This is a genomic window from Xanthobacter sp. ZOL 2024, assembly GCF_052932325.1.
This window is the reverse complement of the sequence record NZ_CM128808.1, coordinates 161,347-183,587: the sequence shown is the minus strand read 5'-3', so window position 1 is coordinate 183,587 and position 22,241 is coordinate 161,347. Positions and strand designations below refer to the sequence as shown.

General features: G+C 68.0%; 17 protein-coding genes. 5 read left to right on the top strand and 12 right to left on the bottom strand.

The window, feature by feature from the left end; translation table 11 throughout:
- Positions 1-155: 155 nt before the first annotated feature.
- Positions 156-3,128: a bifunctional [glutamine synthetase] adenylyltransferase/[glutamine synthetase]-adenylyl-L-tyrosine phosphorylase gene (locus ACU4E7_RS00795; RefSeq protein WP_447020281.1), complete on the top strand. Its 2,973-nt coding sequence runs from the start codon at positions 156-158 to the stop codon at positions 3,126-3,128.
- Between the two features lie 102 nt (positions 3,129-3,230).
- Positions 3,231-4,115, top strand: coding sequence for a universal stress protein (locus ACU4E7_RS00790; protein WP_238120829.1), 885 nt, complete (start codon positions 3,231-3,233; stop codon positions 4,113-4,115).
- Between the two features lie 19 nt (positions 4,116-4,134).
- Here the strand turns inward: ACU4E7_RS00790 and ACU4E7_RS00785 are convergent, their stop codons facing one another.
- Positions 4,135-5,826, bottom strand: a complete 1,692-nt coding sequence (locus tag ACU4E7_RS00785) for a serine hydrolase (RefSeq protein ID WP_447020280.1) — start codon at positions 5,824-5,826, stop codon at positions 4,135-4,137.
- A 114-nt stretch (positions 5,827-5,940) separates the two neighbouring features.
- The gene (locus ACU4E7_RS00780; protein ID WP_447020279.1) at positions 5,941-8,250 is read right to left on the bottom strand and encodes an ATP-binding protein; all 2,310 of its coding nucleotides are present in this window, start codon (positions 8,248-8,250) and stop codon (positions 5,941-5,943) included.
- Positions 8,251-8,645: 395 nt separating this feature from the next.
- On the opposite strand from ACU4E7_RS00780, the gene fae reads away from it, so the two are divergent.
- On the top strand, positions 8,646-9,185 hold the full coding sequence (gene fae / locus ACU4E7_RS00775; protein ID WP_447020278.1) for a formaldehyde-activating enzyme: 540 nt from the start codon (positions 8,646-8,648) through the stop codon (positions 9,183-9,185).
- Between the two features lie 22 nt (positions 9,186-9,207).
- Here the strand turns inward: fae and ACU4E7_RS00770 are convergent, their stop codons facing one another.
- The 8 genes from ACU4E7_RS00770 to ACU4E7_RS00735 all read right to left on the bottom strand — a co-directional run bounded on the left by ACU4E7_RS00770 (position 9,208) and on the right by ACU4E7_RS00735 (position 18,132).
- The gene (locus ACU4E7_RS00770) at positions 9,208-9,957 is read right to left on the bottom strand and encodes a nitroreductase (protein WP_238120833.1); all 750 of its coding nucleotides are present in this window, start codon (positions 9,955-9,957) and stop codon (positions 9,208-9,210) included.
- Between the two features lie 109 nt (positions 9,958-10,066).
- Entirely contained in the window at positions 10,067-11,005 is a 939-nt protein-coding gene (locus ACU4E7_RS00765; protein WP_238120834.1) for a LysR family transcriptional regulator, read from the bottom strand.
- Between the two features lie 129 nt (positions 11,006-11,134).
- Positions 11,135-11,425, bottom strand: coding sequence for a hypothetical protein (locus ACU4E7_RS00760; protein WP_447020277.1), 291 nt, complete (start codon positions 11,423-11,425; stop codon positions 11,135-11,137).
- A gap of 445 nt (positions 11,426-11,870) precedes the next feature.
- Entirely contained in the window at positions 11,871-12,158 is a 288-nt protein-coding gene (locus tag ACU4E7_RS00755; RefSeq protein ID WP_447020276.1) for a hypothetical protein, read from the bottom strand.
- A gap of 171 nt (positions 12,159-12,329) precedes the next feature.
- A complete protein-coding gene (pepN, locus tag ACU4E7_RS00750) occupies positions 12,330-14,960 on the bottom strand; it encodes an aminopeptidase N (protein ID WP_447020275.1) in 2,631 nt (876 codons plus the stop codon).
- 118 nt (positions 14,961-15,078) lie between these two features.
- Positions 15,079-15,891, bottom strand: a complete 813-nt coding sequence (locus ACU4E7_RS00745) for a sulfite exporter TauE/SafE family protein (RefSeq protein WP_447020274.1) — start codon at positions 15,889-15,891, stop codon at positions 15,079-15,081.
- A 91-nt stretch (positions 15,892-15,982) separates the two neighbouring features.
- Entirely contained in the window at positions 15,983-16,969 is a 987-nt protein-coding gene (gene hisG / locus ACU4E7_RS00740) for an ATP phosphoribosyltransferase (protein ID WP_447020273.1), read from the bottom strand.
- Positions 16,966-18,132 carry an ATP phosphoribosyltransferase regulatory subunit gene (locus ACU4E7_RS00735; RefSeq protein WP_447020272.1) on the bottom strand — a complete coding sequence of 389 codons (1,167 nt, stop codon included), beginning with the start codon at positions 18,130-18,132 and terminating at the stop codon, positions 16,966-16,968. The genes hisG and ACU4E7_RS00735 overlap by 4 nt, the downstream gene beginning before the upstream one ends.
- A 123-nt stretch (positions 18,133-18,255) precedes the next feature.
- Here ACU4E7_RS00735 and ACU4E7_RS00730 point away from each other — a divergent pair, with 123 nt between their 5' ends.
- Positions 18,256-18,546, top strand: coding sequence for an exodeoxyribonuclease VII small subunit (locus ACU4E7_RS00730; RefSeq protein ID WP_447020271.1), 291 nt, complete (start codon positions 18,256-18,258; stop codon positions 18,544-18,546).
- Between the two features lie 409 nt (positions 18,547-18,955).
- On the opposite strand, the gene ACU4E7_RS00725 is transcribed toward ACU4E7_RS00730, so the two are convergent.
- Together ACU4E7_RS00725 and ACU4E7_RS00720 are read right to left on the bottom strand one after the other, a co-directional pair.
- The gene (locus tag ACU4E7_RS00725; RefSeq protein WP_447020270.1) at positions 18,956-19,546 is read right to left on the bottom strand and encodes a protein-S-isoprenylcysteine O-methyltransferase; all 591 of its coding nucleotides are present in this window, start codon (positions 19,544-19,546) and stop codon (positions 18,956-18,958) included.
- A gap of 7 nt (positions 19,547-19,553) precedes the next feature.
- Positions 19,554-20,774: a hypothetical protein gene (locus tag ACU4E7_RS00720; RefSeq protein WP_447020269.1), complete on the bottom strand. Its 1,221-nt coding sequence runs from the start codon at positions 20,772-20,774 to the stop codon at positions 19,554-19,556.
- A gap of 226 nt (positions 20,775-21,000) precedes the next feature.
- Here ACU4E7_RS00720 and ACU4E7_RS00715 point away from each other — a divergent pair, with 226 nt between their 5' ends.
- Positions 21,001-22,227: a glycosyltransferase family 9 protein gene (locus tag ACU4E7_RS00715; protein WP_447020268.1), complete on the top strand. Its 1,227-nt coding sequence runs from the start codon at positions 21,001-21,003 to the stop codon at positions 22,225-22,227.
- The last annotated feature ends 14 nt before the right edge of the window (positions 22,228-22,241 follow it).

Sequence of the window (22,241 nt, the reverse complement as noted above, 5' to 3'; positions counted from 1 at the left end):
GCTCCCGGGGTCATCGCGCCCGTGTCCGCGCCGCTTTTGCCCCATGCTTGCTGGCTCTAAGGTGGGCGGGTTGCGCCCGCGCTGCTGCGCGGGGGCGGCTCTTGTGCCGTTTGGGGGGTTGCACATCTCGTCCCCCCGTGCCTTTAGGTCCATCCATGCGCGCGCCCCACGTTCCGGATTCGCCCGAAGGTTCACGCCTTGCCGCCCTGATGCGGGAAGCCCCAGTGCTCGTGGATGCCGAGGGCGCCCAGCTCAAGCTGAGTTTCGCCCTCGATCGTTTGGCGCCGGCGGAGCAGGAGGTCCTGGAACGGCTGTTCGCCGAAAAACCCCTGGCCTATCAGGTCTGCCTCGGTGTGGCGGAAGGCTCGCCCTTTCTGCTGGAGCTGATCCGTTCCGAACCCCAGCGTCTGCTGCGCATTCTCACCAGCGAGCCGGATCATCACCTCGAACGGCTGATCGCCGCGTGCGATGGCGTGGCGCATGCCGCGCAGGAGGAAGCCGAGGTGGCACGCGCCCTGCGACGGATGCGTGCCGAGGCGGCGCTGCTGATCGCTTTGGCCGACATCGGCGGGGCCTTTGATCTGGTGGACGTGACGGCCGCCCTCAGTGACGTGGCCGACGCTGCCGTGCGTGGGGCCCTGGACTTCCTTCTGCTGGATGCCGCGCGGGCGGGGAAGCTGCTGCCACCCGATGGGGCCAATCCCAGCCTGGGCTGCGGGCTCGCGGTGATCGCCATGGGCAAGCACGGCGCGCGGGAGCTCAACTATTCGAGCGACATCGATCTCATCGTCATCTACGACCGCGACCTCGCACCGCTGGCGGATGGCGTGGAGGCGAGCCCGTTCTTCGTGAAAATCACCAAGGGGCTGGTGCGGCTGCTGCAGGAGCGGACGGTCGACGGCTATGTTCTGCGGGTGGATCTGCGGCTGCGGCCCGATCCCGGCTCCACCCAGGTTGCCCTCTCCATCAATGCCGCACTCGACTATTACGAGCGCGAGGGCGCCACCTGGGAGCGGGCCGCCTACATCAAGGCCCGGCCGGTGGCGGGTGATCTGGAGGTGGGACGCGGCTATCTGGCCGATCTCGCGCCATTCGTGTGGCGCCGGGTGCTCGACTTCCAGGCCATCGCTGACGTGCACGCCATGAAGCGCGAGATTCATGCGTTCCGCGGCCATGACGTGGTGGCGGTGGAAGGTCACAATGTGAAGCTTGGTCGTGGCGGTATCCGCGAGATCGAGTTTTTCGTCCAGACCCAGCAGCTCATCGCCGGCGGCCGGGATCCCTTGCTGCGGACCTCGCGCACGCTCGATGCGCTGGAGGCCCTCACGGTTCACCGCTGGATCGCTCCCAAGGTGCGCGACGAGCTCACCGAGGCTTATCTGTTCCTGCGGCGGGTCGAGCACCGGATCCAGATGGTGGCGGATGCCCAGACCCACGAGCTGCCGGAGAGCCGCGCGGCCGTGGAGGCCTTTGCTCACTTCATGGGCTATGCCGATCGCGATGCCTTCGCGGCCGCCCTGGTGGAGCGCCTGCAGCGGGTGCAGGGGCATTATGCCCAGCTGTTCGAGGATGCCCCGCCGCCGGCCGTGCTCGATGCCGACCTCGTCTTTCCGGAAGCGGAGAACGACCGCCAGACCCTGGCGGCTCTGGCGCGCCTCGGCTTTCGCGAGGCGCCGGCGGCAAGCGGCATCGTGCGCGGCTGGATGGCCGGTGGGCCGCGCGCACTAAAGACCCAATCTGCCCGTCAGCATCTCGCCCGCATCGTTCCGCTGCTGCTGGAATCCCTCGCCCGCGGGGGCGATCCCGATGGCGCGCTGATTGCCGCGGACCGCTTCCTGACCGAGCTGCCTGGGCCCCACCTTCTGGCCGCTCTCGACCGACATCCGGATCTGGTGCGCCTGCTGGCGACCATCCTCACCGCGGCGCCCCGGCTTGGCGAGACCCTGGCGCGTCGACCATCCCTGACCGATGCCCTGCTGGATCCGGCCTTCTTCGACGTGCTGCCCGACGAGGAGAGCCTGGAGACGCTGCTCAATCACCTCCTGGACACGGCCGAGACCGAGGAGGAGCAGTTCGATCGCGCGCGGCGCTTCCGCCAGGAGCAGCATGTGTTGATCGGCGTGCGGATCGCCTCGGGGACCCTGGCGGCGGCGCGCGCCGGCGAGGCTTATGCGCGGCTGGCGGAAGTCATCATCCGCGCCCTGCATTGGCGGGTGTGGCAGCGCTTCGTGGAGGCCCACGGCACCATTGCCGGCGCCCGCACCGCGGTGCTGGCCATGGGCAAGCTCGGCGGGCGCGAGATGACGGCAGGCTCCGATCTCGATCTGATCGTGCTCTACGATCACGATGCCGATGTGGACCCCACCTCCGATGGCCCCCGTCCCCTGCAGGGCGCGCAGTATTTCGCGCGCTTCACCCAGCGGCTGGTGACGGCGCTCACCTCCCTGACCAATGCCGGCAAGCTCTACGACGTGGACCTGCGGCTGCGGCCGTCCGGCCGCTCTGGGCCCCTCGCCACCCGCCTGACCACCTTTGCGGTCTATCAACGCGAAGACGCCTGGACCTGGGAGCACATGGCACTGACCCGCGCGCGGGTGATCGCTGCGGACAGCGACTTCCAGGCCCGGGTGCAGGAGGTGATCTGCGCCGTCATGCGCCAGCCGCGCGATCGGCGGCGCCTCGCCCGGGACATCCTCGACATGCGTGTCGCCATCGCTGCCGAGAAGGGCGAGGACGACAAGTGGAACCTCAAGCACGCAGCCGGTGGCCAGGTGGATGTGGAATTCCTGGCCCAATATCTGGTCCTCGCCCACGGGCATGATCATGAAGGAATCGTCGACACCGCTACCGCGCGGGTGCTGGCGGCCGCCGAGCGTCTGCACCTGTTGGAGGCGGAGGACGCGCAGGTTCTCATCCGCGCCTGCCGGCTCTACCAGGACCTGACCCAGGTGCTGCGCCTGGCGGTGGATGCACACATCGTTCCCTCGGATGCGAGCCCGGCATTGCGGGCCTTGCTGGCGCGGGCCGGCGAGATGCCGGATTTCGGCACAATGGAAGCCTATCTGGTGGATACGCAGGCCAAGGTGCGCGCCATCTTCCAGCGGGTCCTTGAAGACGCTGCGGCGTAATGCGCCGCTGGCGCGTCCTTCGGTCCACTGGCGGTCGAGGCCATTCCGTTGCGGAATGAGGGCTGCCGGGCCATGCACAACATGAGGGAGGACCGTTCCGTTATGACCGTTGTTCCGTCGTCACCGCCCCAACGGGTGCTTCTCGCCACGGATCTCGGCCCACGCTGCGATCGCGCGTTGGATCGCGCGGTGGCCTTGGCGGACCAGTGGGGGGCGGAGCTGATCGCGGTGCACGCGCTCGAGGAGAACGACGTTCCCGCCATTGCCGAGGCTGAGCAGGATCTGCCGTCCTGGCGCCGCGGCCCGCGCCCGCTGGAGTTGGCACAGGCGGCCCTCAATCGCGCCTTGGAAGGCGTGTCGCGGCCGGTCACCACCGTGGTGGAGGAGGGGGAAGCGTCGGAGGTGATCCTTGCCGCCGCGCAGCGCAAGGCGTGCGACGTGATCGTGATCGCCGTGGCGCGTGACGAGCCCCTGGGGCGCTTCTTCATCGGCTCCACGGTGGATCGGGTGCTGCGCAATGCGCGGGTGCCGGTGCTGGTGGTGCGGCAGCGGCCGCGGCATGCCTATGGCAGCATCGTCGTCGGGGTCGACCTTTCGCCCGCGTCGCGGGTGGCCCTGGGTGTCGCCGGCACCTTCTTCCCCGGTGTGGGCTATCGCGTGCTGCATGCCTATGAGCCGCCGCTCGGCGGTATGCTGACCGATCCGACCGACTATCGGGATGCCTATGGCAAGGTGGTGACCAACGATGTCCTCGCCTTCCTGAAGGAGGCGGGCGCGACCGGGCCACAGCTTCTGGATGTGCTGGTGGAACGCGGCGCACCGGCTCAGCTGATCCAGCAATATGTCAGCGCCTTCAGCGCCGATCTGGTGGTGCTCGGCACCCAGGGCAAGGGCCCGCTTCTGGAACTGCTGGTGGGCAGCACCGCCAAGTCGGTGCTGGATGGCTTGAGCTGCGATGCGCTGGTGGTGCCTGCTGCCGAGGGCTGAGGCCCGGCAGCGGCGCGCCTCATTTGCGTGATCGCGTGAAGGTTCCAAGCCCGTTCTCGTTGAGGAACTCGACAGTCATGGCGCTGGCGCGCGATCCCTTGCGCGTGAACGTCACCTGCGACACCGAGCCGGCCGGGGCGCTTTCCCCCGCGGGAACGAAGGTGAAGACGTCGCCGCTCCAGTGCGCCAGCGGATATTGCATGGGCTTGGGGCCCACGGTCAGCACCAACCCGCCATTCTTTAGAGTCACAGACGCGGGTCCGAAATAGCCGTTGGCGTACGTGCCTGTATAGGTCGTGAGCGGCCGCGCCGGCGTGGCGGTTGCCGGCTCCACATGGCCCGCCAGCGCGCCGAGGGGCTGGTACATGGGCGCCATCAGGCCGTTGTAGGCGGCATACCAGTCACGGGTCAGGGTGCCGAACTCCACCATGTCCATGAACTGCATGGCCAGCGCCTCCGCCGCACCCACGGGCTGGGCATTGGTGAGCACGGCAATGGCGATGTTGGCCGAGGGCAGCATCATGAAGGTGGTGCCGGCGCCCAAGAGGAACGCGCCGGAGTGCGAGAGCATCACCCGTGCGGCGGGGGTGACGGACACCCCAAAGCCGTGTCCGTAAAAGCTCGGGCGCGCGGTGGGTGTGGCTGAGGGCGCCGAGATGATCTGGGCGGTGATGGCCGGCAAGAGCGCCGACGCGGGCGCGATCTCATGTCCGTCCACGGTGCCATTGCCGAGCACGAAGGCGAGCCAGCGGCCCATGTCCCGCGCCGACGACGACACGCCGCCAGCCGGACTCTGCGCATCCGGCTGGCGCTGGTACTTGGCAACAAACACCTCCTTCTCATGCACATGCGGCACCGCGCGGTTGGCGCGAGCCATGAAGTCGCTGAAGCGGGAGGAGGTGGCGGTCATGCCGAGCGGCCTGTAGAGCGCCTCCTCGGACAAGGTCGCCCAGTCCTTATGGGCCGCTGCGGCCACGGCTTCGGCGCCCGCCGTCAGGCCGAAATTGGTGTAGGCATAGGAGATGCGGAAGGGGGACAGGGGCAGCTCCCGCAGCCGCTTCAGAATCTGCAGCTGGTCGAAGCCGAGGTCCTCCAGGATGTCTCCCGCGTGATCCGGCAGGCCGGAGCGATGGGTGTAAAGGTCGGCGATGGTGACGTGCCGGGTCACCCAAGGATCCTTCAAGGCGAACCAGGGCAAGTGTTTCGTGACCGGCGTATCCCAGCCCACCACGCTCGCGCCGACTTCATGGGCGACGACGCTGGCGCCGATGGCCTTGGAGAGGGATGCCAGCTGGAACACGGTGTCGCCGTCAACGGCCCCTTCGACCCCGACCTCGCGGACCCCGAACCCCTTGAGGTAGACGGTCTTGCCATCGCGAACCACCACCACGGCCATGCCGGGAATGCCGGACCGCTTCATGAGGCCGTTGGCGAAATCATCCAGCTTGGCGACGGCCGCGTCGATCTGGCCTTTGGCAATCGGCAGCGCGATGGTTTCCGGTGGCGGCACTTTTGGGTCGAACGGCTTGGCGCCTTCCGCAGCGGTGGCTCCGCCCGCGCCGGCCAGCATCAGGGAGATCACGAGGGATGCCGAAAGGGCGGCCGCGCACAGCGTTTCGCGGGTGCGCGCGATGGGCCGGGCAAGCGGCAGGCGGAACAGCGCGAAGCGGCCGCATCCGGACCGTTGCGGGCGGGGGAATGTCTCGATCATGGAATCCTGCCAGGCCTCTGGAGAGGGAGCGCGGGGCGCGGGGGCACGGCTGGCAGGGAAGCTGCGTCGCGGCGGGGCGTCAAGGGCTGCCGCGACGCAGGTGCCGTATTCGGCTCACATGACGGCGGCGAGCTTGGGTGTCTCGTTGGAATTGGCCGCGCGCCCGTCCACCGGCAGCCGCACGATCACGGAGGTGCCCATGCCTTCCGTGGAACGGATGCGCATGGCGCCTCCGTGCAGCTCCACCAGCGACTTGGCGATGGCGAGGCCGAGGCCGGACCCCTTGTGGGTCTTGGTGAACTGACTTTCCACCTGCTCGAACGGCCGGCCGATCCGCGCCAGCGCGTCCTTGGCGATGCCGATGCCGGTATCCTCGATGGCGATCACCGCCGCAGTGCCGTTGACGCGTGCCTTCACCGAGATCCGACCGTTCTCGGGAGTGAATTTCACCGCGTTGGACAGAAGATTGAGGAGGATCTGCTTCAAGGCCCGACGGTCCCCCTTGATGGCGAGGTTTTCGCCGGCGGTGACGGTCATCTTGATGCCCTTCTCGTCGCCGTTGACGGCGGTCACCCGCATGGCATCGGCGATGATCTCGTCGAGGGCGACATCCTCCACCTCCAGCTGCATGCGCCCCGCCTCGATCTTCGACATGTCGAGGATGTCGTTGATGACGTCGAGCAGGTAGGTGCCGGAGCCTTTGATGTCGGAACAATATTCCGCGTACTTGGGCGAGCCGAGCGGGCCGAACATGCCGCTTTCCATGATCTCGGAAAAGCCGATGATGGCGTTGAGCGGGGTGCGCAGCTCGTGGCTCATATTGGCCAGGAACTCGCTCTTGGCGCGGTTGGCGCCTTCCGCCTTGTTGCGCTCTTCCGAGTATTTCTCCGCCAGTTCCGCCAGCTGCTGGGCCTGATGCTCCAGGGTCTGCTGCGATTTCCGCAGGTCCGCGACGAGCGCCATCAGGCGTTTCTCGTTATCCATGAGGCGCTCCTCATGGCGCTTCATGGTGGTGATGTCGGTGCCCACCGAGACGTAGCCGCCGTCCTTGGTGCGGCGCTCAGCGATCTTCAGCCAGCGGCCGTTGGAGAGCTGGGCCTCGAAGGCGCGGGAGCCTTCTTCCGGCCGGTCTTCCGGCTTGAGCGGCGTGCGGGTCACGGGGTGGCGGCCGACCGAGGCGATGGTCTCGAAGGGGGTGCCGGCGTGGATGGCCTCATCGGGCAGCTCATGCAGGCTCTGGAACTTGGAATTGCACAGCACCAGCTTGTTCTGGCTGTCCCACAGCACGAAGGATTCCGAGATGCTCTCGATGGCGTCCCGCAGGCGCATGTCGGCGGTCACGGTCCGCTCGGCCATGTGCTGGGTCTCGGTCACGTCCATGGCGATGCCGATCAGGTGAGGACCATCCTCGCCCGCCTGCTGAACCACTTCGGCGCGCATGCGCAGCCAAACATAGTCGCCCTTGGAGGTGCGCATGCGGAACACGCGATCCACCGACGCCCCGGGCCGGTCCGCCAGCTCCTGCGCGAGCTCGTAGAGGTCGCCGTCGTCCGGGTGGACCAGCTTGGTGATCTCGCCGAAGGAGATCAGCTCATCCTTGCGCTCCAGACCGAGGATCTCGAACATGGTGTCGGACCAGTACATGCGCCCGCGCGCCATGTCCCAATCCCACATGCCGCAGCGGCCACGGTTGAGCGCGGTGTCGATGCGGCGGCGCACCGTGTCGTAGATGTGATCCGCCTCGCGGGCGCGGGTGGCCTGCCAGTGGAAGGAAAAGCCGAGGATCAGCAGCACCGCGCCAGTGGTGGTGAACAAGGTCACCGTGAGGGTCGTCGTGTCCGCCCACGCGGCGAGGGCGCGGTCGAGGGGCTGGACATAGACGATCTGGCCCAAGGGAGACTTGAGATTGCGGATGGTGGCCAGGGCGGTGTCGCCATCGACTGGGACCTCGAGCACGCCGGCCTGCTCGGCGAAGATGGCGAGGGGCTGGGCGGGGTCGATCAGATCGGCCAGGGTCGCGGGGGTGCGCGCCAACTGCGGCGCGGTGGCGACGATGCGCCCGGTGCTGTCGGTGACATAGACCCGGCGGCCGGACTCGGTGGCGCGCGGCGGCAGGCTGTCGGCGAGCGCCGAGGCGATGGAGGTCGACCCGGCGCGCTGCGCCAGCCCCTCGGCCGTGGCGAGGGCCAGCAGGGAGAGATCGTCCTTGGCATTCTCGAGGACGTTGAGCCGATGGCTATGCACCTGCACCACCGCGCCCGCTCCGATCACCACCAGAAAAGTGATGATGAGGGCAGGGACGATCCGCCGGAGGACCGGCTCAGCATCGAGCAGGCGCTGGTAGGCAGGGCGCGCAATCGACCGTGCCAGACCTCGAATGGCTTGGTCGCGCGCGCCGACGCTCGCAGCGTTGGCGCGTGCCATCGCCGGTCTCCTTCGGGTCTCTCGGAAGCCTTGAGCGGCCTAAGCTCGCAGCTTCCACGTCCTAGATCTGGAGGGACGTGCCGCATCTCTCCGAATCGTCTCCATTGGAATCGAATCGCGGGTGATTTGTCCAGGCTTGGCGGGTGTCAAGGGCGGAAAAATCACGCTCCATTGCGGGCTGAATTGCGTGAGCGGAGTCGCTCGCGGGCCGAATGACCCTCTCGCGTGCAATTGAGGAAAATGGGGACAACTTTTCATGCCGGCCAGCGCGCAGATCACAGCGGGACGTGTTGGCGCATGGACGGGGCGGGGCGAGGCTGCTTGTGTGCGGCGTCGGGCAGCGGCGGACGTTAACGCCGTCGTATGAAACCCGAATGTCGTGGGAAGGACGCGCAATGACGGACATCTGGTTCAAGACGGGTGAGGCAACGGTTCTGGCGCGGGACGGGCAAGCCACCGATGCCATGCCGGAAGTGCTGATCGGCTCGGTGCGGGGCCCGGTGGGCCAGGCCTTCGCCAGCATGATGGGGCAGGTGGAAGGGCATACGCGCATGTTCGTGGTGCGCGACCTGAACCAGCAGGTGCGGCCGGCCACCATGATGACCACCAAGGCCACCATCCGCTCGGCCGAATATGTGGAGTTGCTGGGGGGCGTGGTTCAGGCGGCCATGGGCGATGCCATCGTCGACTGCGTCAGCAACGGGATCCTGCCGAAGGACGAGGTCGACGAGCTGTGCATGATCGTCATGGTGTGGCTCGATCCGCGCTGCGCCGAGGATCCCGATCTCGACCGGGCGGATCTCTATCGGACGAATTACGAGGCGACCAAGCTCGCTATCACCCGCGCGATGACCGGCAAGCCGAGCATCGACGAGCTGATCGCCAACCGCAAGACCATCAAGCACTATGCCTTGGAAGGTGTGGTCGACTACTGACGCCGCGGCGCGGGTGGCGCCCTCAGGTGGCCGGCAGGTCCGGCACCAGGTGCTCCACCCGCCGCACAAAGGCGGAGAGCGGCTCGCGGACGGTCGCAAAACGATTTTCAGGTGCATTCGGATCGGCATGGCCAAGGGCCATGCCGCACACCAGCATCTGCTCGTCGGGGATGGCGAGCCGGTGGGCGATGATCGAGGCGTGGTGGATGAACGCCGCCTGGGGGCAGGTATCCAGCCCGAACGCGCGGGCGGCGACCATGATGTTCTCCAGGAACATTCCATAATCGAGCCAGGAGCCCAGCTCCAGATCCCGGTCGATGGTGAAGATCAGCCCCACGGGGGCGTCGAAGAAGCAGAAGTTGCGCGCGTGCTGCGCGCTCATGCGCTCGGCATCCGAGCGCCCGATGTTGAGCGCGCCATAGAGGTCCCACCCCACCTTCCGGCGCCGGGACAGATAGGGCTCCCGCCACTGCTTGGGATAATAGGCATAGGCGGGCTGCTCGCTTTCGCCGGCCCGGGCGCGGGCCACCAGTTCCTGCGAGAGCGCGGCGAGTGGCGCGCCGGTGAGCACCCAGACCTGCCAGGGCTGCATATTCGTGCCGCTGGGTGCGCGGGCCGCGATCTCCAGAATCCGGTCGATGGTCTCCGGAGCAACCGCCGTCGGCAGGAAGGCGCGCACGGCGCGGCGTGAGCCGATGGCGTCGAGGGCGGACATAGGCGCGGCGCGAGATGTGGGCGGAGCGGGGGTGAAATCGGTGCAGCGCTGATCCATGGGCGTCCTCCTCGTTCTCGCTCGCCGGCTGCCCGGCAGCCGGGGCGGCACGTTCCTTTGCGGTGGTGCGCCCAAGCATAGCGATCGCGGAGGCCCTTGCCAGGGCGGTTTAGGCGGCGGAGCTGGAAACCACCGCCGGCGCAGGGCGCTCCGTGCGGAACCAGCGGCCGAAGGCGTCGGCCAGGAAGTCCAGGAACACCCGCACCTTGAGGTCGAGTGTCGCCCGCGCGGGAAAGAGCGCCACCGTTTCCAGCGGTTCACGCCGTTCCCATTGCGGCAGCACCACTTCCAGCTCGCCGATGTCGATGCGCCGGCGGCTGAAGCAGCGGGAGAGCAGCGTGATGCCCCCGCCGCTGATGGCGTGGCGCGCCGCCAGAAGCGGGTCGTTGGTCACGAGGCTGGGCTCGATGCGCAGCTCCACCCCGCCTTCGGGGCCTTCCAGCGCCCAGATATTCTGACCGGGATCGGAGCGCACGTCGATCAAGGCGTGCTGCAGCAGGTCTCGCGGGTGCTCGGGCCGTCCGGCCTGGTCGAGATAGGCCGGGCTCGCCAGCAGGTGCAGGGGAGAAAGGCCCAGCCGCCGGACGTGATAGCTGGAATCGCGCACCGGCCCCTGACGGATGGCCAGATCGAAGCCGTGCTCCACCAGGTCGAGGGGGTGGTTGTCCAGCGTGATGTTGAGCTGCACCTTGGGATAGCGGGCGCGAAACGCCGCCAGTTCCGGTTCCACCACCAGTACGCCGGTGCCGTGGGTCATGAGCACCCTGAGGACCCCCTCGGGCTCTTGGGTGAGGGCACGCACCTGCGCATCAGCCTGATCCAGGAGTGCGACCGCACTCACGCAGCGCTGGTAATAGGCCTGTCCGGCATCGGAGGGCCACACGCGCCGTGTGGTCCGGTGCAACAGCTGCACCCCCAGCCGTTCTTCCAGCGCCTTCACCTTGCGGCTCACCGATGTGGCGGGCAAGCCGAGCTGCTGGGCCGCGCCGTGAAAGCTGCCGCGCTCCACGACGCGCACAAAGACTTCCACATCATCAAAGCGGGCCATGGCGTCCTCCTGTGGGTGTCGAGGGCGGCGCGATGGGGCCCTCGACGCGCCAACCGGAGCGCCCGTTCTCGCGGGCACTCCGGTTGGACCTTCGCAGCTTAGATAGGCGAGGAAACGGCGTCTGCCAGATCAGTTGGTGCCGAGGCCGCGGTCGCCCTGCTCCATGAAGCGCTGATCGGCGGTCTTGGCCGCATCGTGGCTGAAGATGGCCTCGACATTCTGCATGCGGCTGCTGGCGGGCGTGGCATAGCCGAGGGCACCAGGGGCCGCAGCCTTGTTCTGCTGTGCTTCCAGCCAGGACTGCTCGGCCACTTTGTAGGATTCCAGATTGCCGTTTGTCACGGTGTCGTCGGCCCGGGCGATGCCGGCCAGCGAGAGCGAAGCGGCAAGGGCGAGAGCGGTATAAGTCAGAGTACGCATTGGTGTTTCTCCCAATCGGTGCGGCGTCATTGGCCGCGTTTGGTGACGGGGAGATAGGCCTGGAGTGCCTGCGGGATAATAGCGCCAGAACGAATGAGTTTATGCCATTTTGCGCAGCAATTGGCCTTATACGTAGCGCCGCCCATCGATGTTCTTGCGCTGCGCAAAACGCATTATCGCATTGAAATATAATGATTATTTTGCAGTCCGTCCAAGGCCGGTCGGCCCGCCGCGGGAGGCTTGTCCGCGCCGGGCGTGCCGGCGGTGAAGCGGCTGGCACGCTGCGGTGATCACGTCTTCTTCAACGTGGCGGCGGTAGGCGAAGACGGGCAGGCCGTGGCGCGGCTCGTAAACGCCGATCGGGGCGCACGGTTTTCACCGTGCGCCCCGATCGGGTCAAGGAAATGGAGTCATGGAGCGGCAGGCAGTTGAGCCCGGCCGCGGATCAGTTGGTGCCGAGGCCGCGGTCGCCTTCTTCCATGAACTGCTGGTCGCGGGTCTTGGCGGCGCTGCGCTCGAAGATGCCTTCGACATTCTGCACGCGGCTGCTGGCCGGGGCGGTGTAGCCCAGGCGGGCGGCGGAGGCCTTGTTCTGCTGTGCTTCGATCCAGGACTGCTCAGAGACCTTGCGGGCTTCCAGATTGCCGTTTGTCACGGTGTCGTCGGCCCGGGCGATGCCGGCCAGCGAGAGGGAAGCGGCAAGGGCGAGAGCGGTATAAGTCACGGTACGCATGGTGTTTCTCCCGATGGTGCGGCGTTGGTTGGCCGCGTTCGATGACCGAGAGATAGGCCGTGCGGAGGTTCGGGATAATCCAGCGATTGTGAGGAATGTTATCCCGTTTCTGGCAGCAATGGCGCGGCCGGCGGCAGGCGCCGGCCGCATCGTTTCATAGGCCGGAAGCGCTCATCCGAGGGCGCGGGTGGCGATGTCGAACACGTCGGCGGACAGGCCCGGCGTGCCGGCCACCCGGCGCAGGGCGGCCTCGGCGCTGGCGCGGCGCATGGGCTCCAGCTGGCGCCAGGTCTTGAACGACGACAGCAGCCGCGAGGCCACCTGCGGGTTCTTCGGGTCGAGCGTCAGCACCACGTCGGCCACGAAGGCATGGCCGGCGCCGTCGGCGCGGTTGAACTGGGTGGGGTTGCCGGCGGCAAAAGCGCCGATCAGCGAGCGCACCCGGTTGGGGTTGCCGAGGGAGAAAGCGGGATGCTCCATCAGCCGCTGCACCCGCTCCAGGGTGTCGGGGGCGGCGATCTGCGCCTGCAGGATGAACCACTTGTCGATGACCAGGGCATCGGCCTTGAAGCGCTCGTAGAAGGCGGCCAGGGCCTGTTCCCGTTCCGGCCGGTCATGCTGGGCGAGCACCGCGAGGGCGGCGAGCCGGTCGGTCATGTTGTCGGCGGCCTCGAACTGGGCGCTGGCGCGGGCGATGCCTGCGTCGTCGCCCTTCACCGCCAGATAGTCCAAGGCGAGATTGCGCAGGGCGCGGCGGCCGGCGGACGCGGCATCGGGCGTGAACGCGCCGCTGGTCGCGAGCGCCTCATAGGCGCCCTTGAAGCCACTGGCGAGGGCTGCGCCCACCGAGCCCTTGAGAGCCTTGCGCGCCGCATAGATGGCGTCCGGGTCCACATCGGTGGCGAGCTCGCGGGCGACTTCGCCTTCGCCGGGCAGGGCCAGGGCCTGAGCCTTGAAGGCGGGATCGAGGGCCGGGTCCGCCAGCAGCAGCTCGGCCGCGCCGATCAGCGCCTCGGGGGCTGCCGGGGCTCCGGTGCGCGCGCTCTCCTTGAGCAGACCCAGCGCGAGGCCCTGCAAGGCGTCGAAGCGGTTAAAGGGATCTGCGTCGTGGGCAGCGAGGAACACCCGCTCTGCCGCAGACAGCTCGCTCACCACGTTCACCGGCGCCGAGAAGCCGCGATTGAGGGAGGGCACGGGCTGCGCGTCGATGCCGGTGAAGAGAAAGCTCTGCTTCGGCTGGGTGATCTCCAGCACGCCGCGCGGCACCGGCGTATTGCCCAGCATCAGCGGCATGTCCTTGCCGTCCGGCCCCACGAGGCCGAGCACCAGCGGGATCACCATGGGCTTCTTGTCGGTCTGGCCCGGGGTGGGCGGCACCGATTGGGCCACGTCCAGGCGGTAGGTGCCGGCGGCGGCGTCATAGGTGCCGTTGACCGTGAGCACCGGCGTGCCCGATTGCTCGTACCACAAGGCGAATTGGGAAAGGTCGCGGCCGGTGGCATCGGCGAAGGCGGCGACGAAATCCTCGATGGTGGCCGCTTCCCCATCGTGGCGCTTGAAGTAGAGGTCCATGCCCGCGCGGAAGCCGTCGTCCCCCAGAAGGGTTTTGAGCATCCGCACCACCTCGGCACCCTTCTCATAGACGGTGGCGGTGTAGAAGTTGTTGATCTCGCGATAGGTCTGCGGCCGCACAGGATGGGCGAGGGGGCCTGAATCCTCGGTGAACTGGGCCGCCTTCAGCGCCCGCACGTCGGCGATGCGCTTCACCGGGCGCGAGCGCTGGTCGGAGGAGAATTCCTGATCGCGGAAGACGGTGAGGCCTTCCTTCAGGCACAATTGGAACCAGTCGCGGCAGGTGATGCGGTCGCCGGTCCAATTGTGGAAGTATTCGTGGGCGATCACCCCCTCGATGCCGGAGTAATCGGCATCGGTAGCGGTCTGCGGGCTGGCCAGGACGTATTTGTCGTTGAAGACGTTGAGGCCCTTGTTCTCCATGGCGCCCATGTTGAAATCGGACACGGCGACGATGTTGAACACGTCGAGATCGTATTCGCGGCCGAAGGCGGTCTCATCCCAGCGCATGGAGCGCTTCAGCGCATTCATTGCGTAGCCGGCGCGGTCCTGCTTGCCTTCCTCCACATAGATGCCAAGCGCCACCGGCCGCCCCGAGGCGGTCACGAAATGGTCGGCGACCTTGGCGAGCTTTCCCCCCACCAGCGCGAACAGATAGGACGGCTTCGGCCAGGGATCATGCCACACGGCATAATGGCGGCTGGTGCCGGGGATGGGGCCGGCCTTCTCCAGATTGCCGTTGGAGAGCAGGATGGGCGCCTCGTCCTTCTCCGCCTCGATACGGGTGGTGTAGACGGCGAGCACGTCCGGCCGATCGGGAAAGTAAGTGATGCGGCGGAAGCCTTCCGGCTCGCACTGGGTGCAGTAATTGCCGGAGGAGCGATAAAGCCCCATCAGCTGGGTGTTGGCGGTGGGGTCCACCAGGGTCTCCACTTCCAACGTGAAGTTGTCGGCCGGCGGATGGGCAAGGGTGAGGCGGTCGGGCGTCGCCTCAAAGCTGGAACCGGCCAGCGCCTGGCCGTCCACGGCGAGCCGCACCAGGGTCAAACCGTCGCCTTCGAGCACCACCGGCGCATCGGCGGTGCCCGCCGGGTTGCGGCGGAGCGCGAGGCGGGCGGTGACGCGGGTCTGGGTGGGGTGCAGCGCGACATCCAGGTTGACGGTCTCCACGAGCCATTCGGGCGGGCGGTAATCGGCAAGGCGAATGGGCTGCGGCTCGGCATCACGCATGACAAGGCTCCCGGAGGCATCGGCGGGTGTGGGGTGAGGCGCCAGGGGCGCAACCCGCGATGCTGTTTCGGCGCAGAGACTAGGACGCGATCGTGGCCGTGGAAAGCCGGCCCGCGCCTCAGGCGTGTCGCCAGACTTTGATGGCGGAGAGCAAGAGGATGAGGCCGAGGGCCGGCAGCAGGAGGGCGGAGGGCACGAGCCCCAGCAGCCGTCCGCCGATGAAGGCGCCGATGATGGAGCCGAGCGCCATCATAACCACGAAGGCCTTGTTTTCACCCAGCACGGCGAAGCTACGATCCTGGCTGTAGCGGGCAAATCCCACCAGCATGGTGGGCAGGCTGATGGCGAGAGACAGGCTGCCGGCGAGCTTGATGTCGGCGCCGAACAGCAGCACCAGGGTCGGGATCAGCAGTTCGCCGCCGGCCACCCCCAGCAGCGACGCGAAGATGCCGATGATGAAGCCGGCGGCGATGCCCGCAACCACCAGTGTCATGCCGCTGAATGGCGCCGCGCTGCCATCGGGATCATGCAGGGTCACCAGCACCACTGCGATGACCACCAGCAGCGCCGCGATGACCCGGAACAGGGTGCGGGATGCGAGCTTGGTGGCCCAGCCCGCCCCCAGCCACGCCCCCAGCAGGCTGCCCGCCAGCAGATTGGCGATGATCCCCCAATTCTCCACAAGCGCATCCAGCGGCACCGCGGCCATGCGGAATGGCAGAGCAGAGGCCACCACCACGAGGCTCATGGCCTTGTTGAGGATCACCGCGGCCAGGGCATCGAAGCCGAAAGCGCCGATCAGCAGGGGCAGCCGGAACTCGGCGCCGCCGAGCCCGATGAGCCCGCCCAGGGCGCCGATCCCTCCGCCGCCCGCAAAAGCACCGAAGAGACGCGGCCAGGAGGATCTGGAGGGAAACGGATGCGATGTCATGGCAATGCTCGGCAAAATGCAAAGCCTTAGCATGGCATTAACGCCGCATCCGCGCACCTGGTTGCGGGCGACCGCCTCGTGTCAAACCGCCTCAGGCGCCGGCGAGCCGGGCTTCCAGCGCCTCGAACAGGGGATTGTCGGAAGCGAACACGTATTCGATGGGCGCCACCGTCACCATGCTCGCGCCGCGGTCCCGCAAGAAGGTGGCGAGGCCGTGCAGGGTGTCGGGCGGGCAATGCAACGTCAGCATGCCGGAGGAGGTCGGGCCGCCGAACGGCGCCACGCAGTGGAACTGCGCCACCGCTTCATCCACCAGCGACATGTCGCAGCTGGCGAAGCGGGTGCGCACCTCGCGCATGGTGCGGGCGCGCTTCTCCGCGCCCAGCCGATCGAACATGGCGCGGGCGGCGGCCCGCGTGCCGGCATCCCATTCGGCGGTCAGGGAGGCGACGAGATTCGCCTCGGATTTCAGCATGATGCCGTCATCCACCACTTTCAGGCCGTTGGCGGCGAGGGTCGCGCCGGTGGTGGTGATGTCGACGATCAGCTCGGCGCTGCCGGCCGCCGGCGTGCCCTCGGTGGCGCCGGCGCTCTCGACGATGCGGTAATCGACGATGCCGGAGCGAGCGAAGAAGCTGCGGGTGAGGTTCACATATTTGGTCGCCACCCGGATGCGCCGGCCGGTGCGGCCATGGAAATGGCTCGCTACGTCGTCGAGATCGTCCATGGTGCGCACGTCGATCCAGGCCTGCGGCACCGCCACCACCACATTGGCATAGCCGAAGCCCAGCTTTTCCAGGAGCGCTACCCGGGCGTCGGCGTCCACGATGTTCTCGCGCACCAGATCTTCGCCGGTCACGCCCAGATGGGCGGCGCCGGAGGCGAGGGCGGCGGCGATCTCGGAGGCCGAGAGATAGGCGACTTCCACATTCTCCACGCCGCGGAGGGCGCCGCGATAGTCGCGGGCGCCGCGGGCTTGCGTCAGCGCCATGCCGGCGCGGGCGAAGAAGGCGTGCACATTCTCCTGCAGGCGGCCCTTGGAGGGGACGGCGAGGATGAGCGGGTTTGCAGGGGTCATCGGGAAAGCCCGCTGGTGTTGAAGCCATCCACCGTCGCGAGCCGCTCCACCCAGGCGGCGAGGCCGACGGCAGGCACGCAGGTTTCGGCGCCGAGGCGCGACAAAAGCCGGTCATAGCGCCCGCCCGCCACCAGCGGGCCGGGCGCGCCGCCACCAGGGGCGTGCAGCTCGAACACCATGCCGCTGTAATAATCGAGCGGCCGGCCGAAGGCGGTGGAGAAGGCCACGTCGGCGAGATGCACGTTGTGGGCGGTGAGGAAACCGGTGCGCCGGTCGAACAGGTCGAGGGCACCACCAAGGTCGATGCCGGCCTCTGTCGCCAGCGCGCGCATCTGCGCGGAGGCGACCTCGGGCTGGCCGCGGATGGCCAGATAGCGCGTCAGGATCGCCGCGGTGTCGTCGGACAGGCCGCCGCCGGCGTCGAGGGAGGCCTGCTCCAGGAAGCGCGCGGCGATCTCCGAGACCGAGCGCCCGCCCACCGTGGTGATGCCGGCGATGGACAACAGATCGGTGATGAGGGCCTTGGCGGCTGCCGGGTCGCCGCCGGCCAGCGCTGCCAGCACGCCGGAATGGGCCGCCGCCGGGGAGGGCGCCGGCGCGGCGCGGGGCATCTCGGTGTCGAGCCGGCCCTGGCCGAAATCCTTCAGGAGCCGCCGGCGCAGGGCGGGGGCGAGGGGCAGGGCCTCCAGAAGCGCGGCGAACAGGCCCACGTCGCCGAGCCGGATCTCCGGCCGTTCCACCCCGTAAAGGGCGCATACGTCGAGGCCGAGGGAGAGGATCTCCGCATCGGCCGCCTCGATGTCGGCGCGGCCGAAGGATTCCACACCCGCCTGGCGGAACTCGCCGGATCCCTCTCCGCGGAAGCGGAACACCGGGCCGAGATAGCTCACCGCAGCCGGCATCGGCACCTGATCGGCCAGAACGGCGCGGGCCACCGGAATGGTGAGATCCGGCCTCAGACACAGTTCGTGGCCTTCCGCATCCGCCGTCAGGAACATGCGGCGCCGGATGGATTCTCCGGAGAGATCCAGGAAAACGTCGGCGGGTTGGAGGATCGGCGGATCGAGGCGCGTGTATCCGGCCGCATCGAAGCGGGCGATGAGCGCCTCTTCGAGAATGCGGGGATCGTGCGCGGAAAGGGGCGCGGGGGCCGCGGCGGACATGGGTCGAGTTTCCATCTGATTGGCGCGCTTCTAGCAAAGGGGCGCGGTGAGGGCCACCCCTCGCACTTCAAGGGGCGCCCGCGCCTCCGCTATGGTGGCGCCACGGAATCACGGGAGACGGTCATGAGCGAGGCAGGAACGGGTGCGCCGGCGAAGGGTGCCAAGGGCGCGAAAGCGGCCGATGTGGCGGGGCTCTCCTTCGAGCAGGCCCTGGCGGAGCTGGAAACCATCGTGACCAGCCTGGAGAAGGGCAACGTGCCGCTGGAGGAATCCATTGCCATCTATGAGCGCGGCGAGGCCCTGAAAGCCCGCTGCGAGGCGCTGCTCAAGCAGGCCGAGGCCCGGGTGGAGACCATCACTCGCGATGCCGAAGGCCAGCCGGCCGGCCTCGCCCCCCTCGATCCGGAGCGCTGAGCGTCCCGTTTCGGGACGCCGTGGGACGGGACCGGGAACAGGCCGTGTCCGAATCGCGGCGCGCGCCTTGTTCTGCATCTGGTCCGTTGAGTGGGTATGCGCGGCCTGTCCCATCTTGAGACAGGCCGGCTGATCGCGGCGGCCGGACCGGGAACAGACCGGGCGCGAATCGCTTCCAGCGCCCGGTTCCGCCTTTCCCCTCGCGCCTGTGCCGGATCGGGACACCTTCCGGCGTCGCGCGGATTGAAGCGGGAACACAGGGTGTCCGAATCGCTTGTGGCCCGCCAGACGCGCTTTGTTCTTGGGACTTGCGCTGTCCCATTCTGGCACAGGCGTGCCGGCGGGTGTTCTCGCACAAGGGAACACAAGCGGTCCGAATCGCGGGCGGCGCCCGGACCGCGCTTTGTTCTCAATAGATGCCGGGAATGATCCGTTTGGTGCGGCGGACATAGGCGTCATATTCGGCGCCGAAGGCTTCCCGCATCATCTGTTCCTCGCGGCCCACACGGAAGAAGAACAGGATGCCGAAGCCCACCAGGCCCGCCGGGCCGGCGATCCAGTTGGGCAACAGCAGCGCCTGCGCCAGCGCCCACATGAAGAAGGCGGAGTACATGGGGTGCCGCACCTGGGCATAGACGCCGGTGGTGACGAGCTCGTGCTTCTCCTTGATCTCCAGCGTGACCGACCAATAGCGGCCGATGGCCCGGTGGGTGCGCCAGAACAGCCACAGCGCGGCGATGAACACCACCACCCCCGCCACCACCTGCACCAAAGTGATGGGATAGGAGGCGAAGCGCGGCACGCCGGTGAGGGCATAGATGGCCGGAATCACCCCAAGGCCCAGGGTGGAGATGGTGAGCAGCGTCATGTCCCGGGCGTTGCGGTGGGCCGCATTGGTCACCTTCATGCGCCGCGCCTTGCGCTCGAACGGGATGCGCAGCACGTACCAGGCCGCGACGCCGACCGCCCAGGCGATCTTGGAAAAGGCGATGAGGGTCATTGCACTCTCAAGGGTTGGAAGAAAGGGGGCGGCGCAGGTCCACCGCATGTCGCACCAGCCGGCCGAGGCTGTCCACGAAGGCGAGGAGCCCGCCGGTCTCCGCCGCCAGGGCATCGAACGGTACCGGGCCGCAGACATAGGCATAGAAATCGTGGTGGGCCCGCTTGTCACCGGCGAGGAAGCATTGGCAGTGCAGCCGGAACACGTCGAAACGGAAGCGGCGGTAGGTCTCGGCGCTGATCATGTCGCGGATGGCGGCGTGGCGCACCAGCGGGCGGGCGCCGTAGTCGCCCGGCGCGGTGTTGTGGTCGGTGATCTCGGCAGGGCCGAGGGTCACCGGGTTCACCTTGTAGAAGCTCACCATATCGTCACGCGACTGGATCTCCAGCCAGCCGATGGCCGGAGCCCGCGCCACCTTTTCCGCCGCCTGCCGCAGCCGCAGGCCGGCCGGATGCAAGGCGAACTTCGCGGTGGTGCTGCCCAATGTCAGCAGCCGCACCGGCACACGGGTGCCGAAGGCCGGGTCCGCATCCAGGATGTGGGCCAGCGCGCTGATGAGGTGCATGGCGCCGAGGCTGTGGCCGGCGAGCACGATCTCATCCACGTCGCCTTGTTTCTCGCCGTGCTGCGCCACCGCGGCGATGCGGCGGGCGAAGGCGCGCACCCGCTCATCCACCTCCCGGTGGCGGCCATGGGCGAAATCCACCGAGAACTCGGCAAGATCCAGGGATTGCTTGAGGTGGAACTTGCGCCCCGGCCAGCGCATCAGCGCCAGCCCGGCGATCAGGGTCGCACCGATGCCTGCGAGCCACGACCCCACACCGGTGAGCGGCGGGCTCGCCAGCGCCGCGACGGCGGTGCCGATGGCGGCGGCGCCCAGCCACATCGCGGCCAGCAGCAGATAGGTGAACAGGAAAAACAGACCGTAGCGGCGGCTGGCGCGGAAATAGCGGGCGAGGGTGCCGGAGGTGATCATGTCCACCACGGCCCGCGCCTGGCCTTTGAGGTGCGACCAGACGGAACGGTCCATGTCGGCGCGGGCGAGGTCATCCCACGCCAGAACTTCGAAGGTGGTTTCGGTGCGCCAGTTGGCGCCGGTGACGGCCAGCTCCCAGCTTGCCCCGGTGGGGGTAGGCTGCGGCGGCTGGCAATGGGCCTCCACCGACCACACGCCGGCAAAGCGGCGCAATTCCCGCTCGAACACGCGGAAATGCTCCTGCGTGGTCATGGGATGGTATCCCGCCACAAAGAACACATGGCGACGCATGGCGCGTCCGCTTGAGCCGTCCCGCATGCGGGCGCTTCTAATGGATTCCACGCGCGTTTTGAACGCGAAATGCGGTGGCGGTAATACCGTAATTCTGCGTCAATCTCCCGTTGCCGCGTGCTTGCGAGGGCTCGGGCCCCGGGCTAGCCTTGCGTCAGGCGCGTGATGCAGCCGGCGGGATGCCTGGGTGAAGCTCAAAAATCTTTTCCGCTTCAAAAGCGCGCTTCGTTCCAAGGGCACAAGCCCTCCCCCGCTCGGTACACCGGTTCCGCAGATCTGGCCCGCGGCGTGGCAGAAGCTGCAGAGCCTGGGGCCGTCGCCCTCGATCCTGGTGGTCAAGCTCGACCATATCGGCGACTTCATCTCGGTCTTGCCCGCCCTGCAGCGGCTCAAGGCGTGCTTTCCCACCTCGCCTCTCGCGCTCCTGTGCGCGCCCTTCCTGCGGGATCTGGCCGCGTCCACGGGCCTGTTCGAGACCATCCACGTCTATGATTTCTTTGGCGAGCGGCGGCCGGTCGCGGGCTATGCGGGCGCCACGCATGTGGAGGAGCTGAAGGCCCTGGGCCTGCCGGCTTATGATCTCGTGATTGATTTTCGCTATGACGACGATGCCCGCGTGCTGCTGTGGGGCGTCGATGCGCAGATGCGCGTCGCCTACGCCGGGCCCCAGCGGCTGCCGCTGGATTTTGCGGTGCCGGAAATCTACCCGCTGGCACGACCGCAGGCGGCCGCCGCCGCCCTCGACGCCAAGACGCGCATGATCGTTCTGGTGGAGGCCCTGGCCACAGCCGGGGAACGCGGCGTCTATCAGGGTCCCCTGGGGCGGGCCGGCCTGCCGTTGGACCCGGCCTATGTGGTGCTGGCGCCCGGCGCACGCCTGCAGATCAAGCGCTGGCATCACGCCGGATGGCTGGGGCTCGCCCGGGCGTTGCTGGAACGCACGGAGCTTGATCTGGTGCTGATCGGCCATGGGGATGAGGCGGCAGAAGCCCGGGCCCTGGCGGCGGAGCTGGGCTCGGACCGGGTCCGCGATCTCGTCGGCCAGACCACCCTCGAGCAGGTGCCGGACCTGCTGCGGGGGGCGCGTGCCTTCGTCGGCGTCGATTCCGGCATGGCGCATCTGTCGGCGGCGCTGGGGATCCCCTCCGTCGTGCTCTTCTCCGGTTTCGCCGACATTCGCGTGTGGGCGCCGGCCGGCCCGCGCACCGTCGTTCTGCATTCCGCCGCCGCCTGCGCGCCCTGCCGCCTGCCCAGCCACGCGCAGTGTCCCCACGCCTTCGCCTGCATGACGGTGATCGGACCACAGAACGTCCTCGCTGCGCTGGCGCTGGTGGCGTGTGACGAGAGCCTGGCCGCGCTGGGGGGTGGCGCCGCGTCGACACTTGCGGCACAGGTGTGGGAGACGCGGGCGTAGCCTGTCGCCCCCGT

Coding starts and splice junctions, on each gene's coding strand:
- ACU4E7_RS00795 (WP_447020281.1), top strand. CDS start 156: ATGCGCGCGCCCCACGTTCCGGATTCGCCCGAAGGTTCACGCCTTGCC.
- ACU4E7_RS00790 (WP_238120829.1), top strand. CDS start 3,231: ATGACCGTTGTTCCGTCGTCACCGCCCCAACGGGTGCTTCTCGCCACG.
- ACU4E7_RS00785 (WP_447020280.1), bottom strand. CDS start 5,826: ATGATCGAGACATTCCCCCGCCCGCAACGGTCCGGATGCGGCCGCTTC.
- ACU4E7_RS00780 (WP_447020279.1), bottom strand. CDS start 8,250: ATGGCACGCGCCAACGCTGCGAGCGTCGGCGCGCGCGACCAAGCCATT.
- fae (WP_447020278.1), top strand. CDS start 8,646: ATGACGGACATCTGGTTCAAGACGGGTGAGGCAACGGTTCTGGCGCGG.
- ACU4E7_RS00770 (WP_238120833.1), bottom strand. CDS start 9,957: ATGGATCAGCGCTGCACCGATTTCACCCCCGCTCCGCCCACATCTCGC.
- ACU4E7_RS00765 (WP_238120834.1), bottom strand. CDS start 11,005: ATGGCCCGCTTTGATGATGTGGAAGTCTTTGTGCGCGTCGTGGAGCGC.
- ACU4E7_RS00760 (WP_447020277.1), bottom strand. CDS start 11,425: ATGCGTACTCTGACTTATACCGCTCTCGCCCTTGCCGCTTCGCTCTCG.
- ACU4E7_RS00755 (WP_447020276.1), bottom strand. CDS start 12,158: ATGCGTACCGTGACTTATACCGCTCTCGCCCTTGCCGCTTCCCTCTCG.
- pepN (WP_447020275.1), bottom strand. CDS start 14,960: ATGCGTGATGCCGAGCCGCAGCCCATTCGCCTTGCCGATTACCGCCCG.
- ACU4E7_RS00745 (WP_447020274.1), bottom strand. CDS start 15,891: ATGACATCGCATCCGTTTCCCTCCAGATCCTCCTGGCCGCGTCTCTTC.
- hisG (WP_447020273.1), bottom strand. CDS start 16,969: ATGACCCCTGCAAACCCGCTCATCCTCGCCGTCCCCTCCAAGGGCCGC.
- ACU4E7_RS00735 (WP_447020272.1), bottom strand. CDS start 18,132: ATGTCCGCCGCGGCCCCCGCGCCCCTTTCCGCGCACGATCCCCGCATT.
- ACU4E7_RS00730 (WP_447020271.1), top strand. CDS start 18,256: ATGAGCGAGGCAGGAACGGGTGCGCCGGCGAAGGGTGCCAAGGGCGCG.
- ACU4E7_RS00725 (WP_447020270.1), bottom strand. CDS start 19,546: ATGACCCTCATCGCCTTTTCCAAGATCGCCTGGGCGGTCGGCGTCGCG.
- ACU4E7_RS00720 (WP_447020269.1), bottom strand. CDS start 20,774: ATGACCACGCAGGAGCATTTCCGCGTGTTCGAGCGGGAATTGCGCCGC.